The 4,793-nt window shown below is 43.4% G+C and carries 1 protein-coding gene; it reads right to left on the reverse strand.

The window, feature by feature from the left end:
• Nucleotides 1-618: 618 nt before the first annotated feature.
• Entirely contained in the window at nucleotides 619-4,020 is a 3,402-nt protein-coding gene (locus O3603_RS11810; protein WP_371523027.1) for a glycosyltransferase, read from the reverse strand.
• Nucleotides 4,021-4,793: the final 773 nt, after the last annotated feature.

The raw sequence follows: 4,793 nt of genomic DNA on the forward strand, positions 1-4,793 counted from the left end.
TAACCAAAGATGTTCCGATGGCTCACATTCATAATAGCACCCACCAACAGCATAAACACAAAGAAAAGAGAACACGCTTCTATTGGCTTTACCAGATGGGTTATAAAGGTACGCTTCATATTAATTCTAATGATTAGCAACACATATTCCTTATCATCATGCCCACACAATAGGAGCTTAGACAGGATTCGCAACAAAGGTACAAAATAGCATCCGTATTCTCAAATAATCTCATGGTCGCACCGTAAAACATCTTATGTGTCATCCAACTCCTACGATATACATAACCAACTCCTACGATATACATAGCATACAGCGTGCAACGTCTTATCAATGACACGCTAACCCCTGTTCCATCTCATGCCTACATACTACATAAACAACATTCCCTCCTATGGAACATGAATGTTCCGCCTGTGGAATGTTGATGTTCCGGCGTTGGAACATAAATGTTCCCGTGTTGGAACGTTGATGTTCCCATACGGGAAAGAACGATCACTTATATACCTAAGTGGATTTCTCTAATATGCCTAGACCCTTATTTGTTATATCAACTGAAGGGATAGATGCACTTTGGGGAGTCTTACGGTATCTCTTCTTTACTCCTTGAAAGGCGGGTTATTCACCAACGTGGCCAGTGCGTTTGAGGACACCCCATGTCTGCAGCTCGCCCTTGATTGCTTTGAGATAACTCTTGAAGAGGACGTAATACATAATCCAACGATAGAAGAAACGTTGCGGGATAACCCATAGGAGTACCCATAACCGCTCGCCTTCAAAGATGTAAGCCATGATAGACACACTTGCGTCAATGACAAGGAAGATGAGATAATAAAAGAATATCTGCAAGGCATTGCCAGTGAAGAGACCAATGAGCATCAGTACATCTGCCAATGGTGAGAAGGTTGGGATGATATACTGGAAGATAAGCATATTAGGCATAGCCCATAGTCCGAAGCCCTTCTTCGATGGAGAGAAGAGTGAAGAGCGATGTTTCCAAAAGGCTTGCATCACTCCAAAGCACCAACGGATACGTTGCTTAACAAACTGGCGGAGCGTCTCTGGGGCTTCGGTCATTGCCACAGCATAGTTCTCGTTCTCGATGATGTAACCATGTTCGTTGATACTCATCGTCAGGTCGCAGTCTTCTGCTAAGGTGTCAGTGGTAAATCCTCCCACCTCTTCAATCACCTCTTTACGGAATGCACCGATAGCACCAGGTACAACGGTAATGGCATTGATGTTAGAGTAAGCCATGCGATCAAAGTTCTGACTGCTGGTGTATTCAATAGCTTGCCAGTAGGTGAGCATATTCCTTTGGTTACCCACCTTCACGTTTCCTGCCACTGCACCAATGCGTTTATCCTTGTCAGCAATGAAGTGCTTCATCAGTCTACTTACTGCATCCTGCTTCAGCTGAGTGTCGGCATCAATACAAACCACATACTCTGAGCGACAAGCAGCGATACCATAGTTCAGTGCCGAAGCCTTACCGCCATTCTTCTTAGCGAGTACAGTAACCTTATCATCAGTATCGAAAGCCTCACGCACACGTTCGAGGGTATGGTCTTTACTACCATCATCGACGAAGTAGATATGTAGGTTAGGATAGTCTTGTTGCTTGAGCGTAGTGATGGTGCGCACGATATTCACCTCTTCATTATAACCCGGTACGATGATAGAAACAGCTGGTGCCGTAGCAGCATCAATCGGTGCATAGTTGCGTCGGTTCTCTGCTCGTTTCTCTCTGAACGTCAATACATACATAAATACGAGGCGCATCATACCCAATACAAGGAATACGAGGAAGAGAGCCGTGAGGAAGTCGGATACATGATAAATCATCTCTGCCAGCCAGAGGTTGGTTTGCATGGCATAGTAAGCCTTTCCCTTATTGATAGCAGGCATCAGGGTTTGCTTGTTCATCCCTAAGTATTGTTCCAAAGAGATGAACTGATACCCTTCATGTTGTAGGGTCTCAATGATACGAGGGAGGGCTTCAATCGTAGGTTTACGTGTGTCACCACCCGCATCATGGAGCAAGATGATATGTCCGTCTTCATGGTGCACACCATCGATGACACGTTGGTAAATCTGGTCAGCCGTTACGCCTTGTTGCCAGTCATTAGGGTCGATAGACTCACCCACAAATAGGTAATTGCGTCGACTTGCCACTATCATTGGCCATATCTCCTCATGGTCTGTCGGGTCGGCATCGGCATTGTAAGGAGCACGGAACAGGATCGTACTATGTCCTGTGACGCTCTCTATCAACATTCTTGTCAACTTCAACTCGGCATAAGAGCGGTTGTCGGAGTTCTCAATCATGTTATGGTGGGTGAAAGTATGGTTGCCGATAGTGTGTCCAGCGTCATATACTTGCTTCACCAAAGGCAGGTTCTTCTCCATCTGCAGTCCCACCATGAAGAACGCAGCAGGGACATTATATTTCTTCAACGTACTCAGCACGGTAGGTGTCCAGCGGCTGTCTGGTCCGTCGTCGAAGGTGATAACGAGTTGTTTATCCTTACATTTACCAAGTCGTTGGATGGTATATGTTGACGGAAGGGAGTGATAATACTCTTCAGAGATAAGGCGGTTATCCTTATCTATTGTCACTGATATATTTCCAGGGTGCGGCTCCGTTGTTACTTCCAGCACTTCTCCTGCTCCAACGAAATTAACATCATCGGTACCGCTAAGCTGCATCAGCTTCTTGACAGACATCCTTGCCACATTCTCCCACGACATATCCTTACCATAGAAGCGCCATATACGTTTGTCTTCTGTACCCAAACGCCACAGACCATAGCCTGCGAGATGATATTCAGCACCAAAGCGCATGATATTAAAGGTAGTCGCTGCATCAGTAAAGAACACCTGATGAATCTTTCCATCATCAGTGTTTTGATACGAGAAGTTAACGTTGTAGGTGTCATCATTGAACTCTACCTTCGCTCCTGCATCCAGTGCGGTAGCCATTGTTTGGTCGAATGACATCGTCGAAGCCGTCTCCCCGTTAGGCCAGTCATATCCGTAAGTTGCCATACCGAGTACTATCTTGTCATTCGGGACGTTCTTAGCCGCCCAGTCGGTAGCCTTCTCCACCCAACGTTGCGAACTGACAGCTCCTGGCTGGCTCCCCATATTATGTTCATCGTACGCCATGAGGAAGAGATAGTCATTATACTTTGCCAGTTCCTGCATGTTATAATCCTCGTTGAAAGGTGCAACAGCCTGTGTTACATAGAGCCCATTTGCATGGAAAACACGTGCGAAGTCTTTGACTAACTCAACGAGGAGATCGTTGTCTTGTATGTCGAGTTCCTCTAAGTCAAGGTTGATACCAGCAAAACCATAATGTTTACATTTCCTGACCATCTCATTGATGAGTGCTGTACGCTTCTTTCCATCACGCATGATACGTCCAATACCTTCTGGATGGAAGTTGGAGTTGTAGTTATTCGTGAGCATTGGAAGGATAGGGATACCAGCCTTACGCATCAAGCGCAGCGCCTGCTTGTCAAGCCTATATTCCACTTTGTCGGTCTTAGGATTGATAAAGAACCACTCTGGCAACACCATGTTCAGGTGTTGTATATTGTTCTTCAGAGAGATGTAAGCGTGCTTATCCCAGTTAACATACCATGCCGAGCGCACACCAATCCGTGGGTCGTCCCACTCCCGAAAGTATTTCTGTGTCAGACTGTCCGCCTTCCCCACAAATCGTTGCTTCTTGATGATAGCTTTCGCATAGTTATTATGCATCTTCTTCTCCTTGAAGAAGTCACGAAACGACTTATAGAGTGTTGCCGTATTGTTGTCCTTGGTATAAGGAGATGAGGCTGACACCGCATTTCGATAGTCGTGATGGAAAGGCATCTGCGGGCTACCTTCCAAGGCAAACATTGCTAAGAAAACGATTCCAAAGAGTGAGAGAATCGTAAGGACTACACGTAGGGTCCACTTAAAATAACTCCAACGCTGACGGGAGTCTGTCTGAAATACTTGCTTGCTCATTGTCTTGTCTGTTATCTGAAAGCAATAAAGTCATATTGGCTCTTATAATTTGCTGAACTTAGGAGAGAATACTCTTATTTAGTCTAACTCCAATAAGCACTCAACTTCTCCAATGTCCTAAACACAAGACAAAGTTACAATAAAAATGAATTTCCACCTCAATTATCAGTTACAAAACGTGTATATATTCGTTAAAATAAGCAGAGAGGGTATAAATAAATCGGCAAAGAACTACGGAAACCGTCTCATAGGTTGTGATTAGCTTTAAAATTAGTATCTTTGCATTATCAAATACAACGGTGTGCCTTACATCAAGTTGAACCTTCTGTTGTGATTAGCTTTAAAATTAGTATCTTTGCATTATCAAATACAACAAGAGGCTTAAGAGAGTTAGATATCTTCAAGTTGTGATTAGCTTTAAAATTAGTATCTTTGCATTATCAAATACAACGACAATAACTGAAGTTGAGCAGAAGTAACGTTGTGATTAGCTTTAAAATTAGTATCTTTGCATTATCAAATACAACATTTGGATATTATTTCAATCCTGCAATTTAGTTGTGATTAGCTTTAAAATTAGTATCTTTGCATTATCAAATACAACATAGGACACAACGTATCATACAAGTGTGATGTTGTGATTAGCTTTAAAATTAGTATCTTTGCATTATCAAATACAACGCGATACACGGGGGATGAATGGAATTTAAGTTGTGATTAGCTTTAAAATTAGTATCTTTGCATTATCAAATACAACGGGAGGTCGCTAATTA

The organism is Prevotella sp. 20925_1_30 (assembly GCF_041433025.1).
GTDB lineage: Bacteria > Bacteroidota > Bacteroidia > Bacteroidales > Bacteroidaceae > Prevotella > Prevotella vespertina.

Coding starts and splice junctions, on each gene's coding strand:
- O3603_RS11810 (WP_371523027.1), bottom strand. CDS start 4,020: ATGAGCAAGCAAGTATTTCAGACAGACTCCCGTCAGCGTTGGAGTTAT.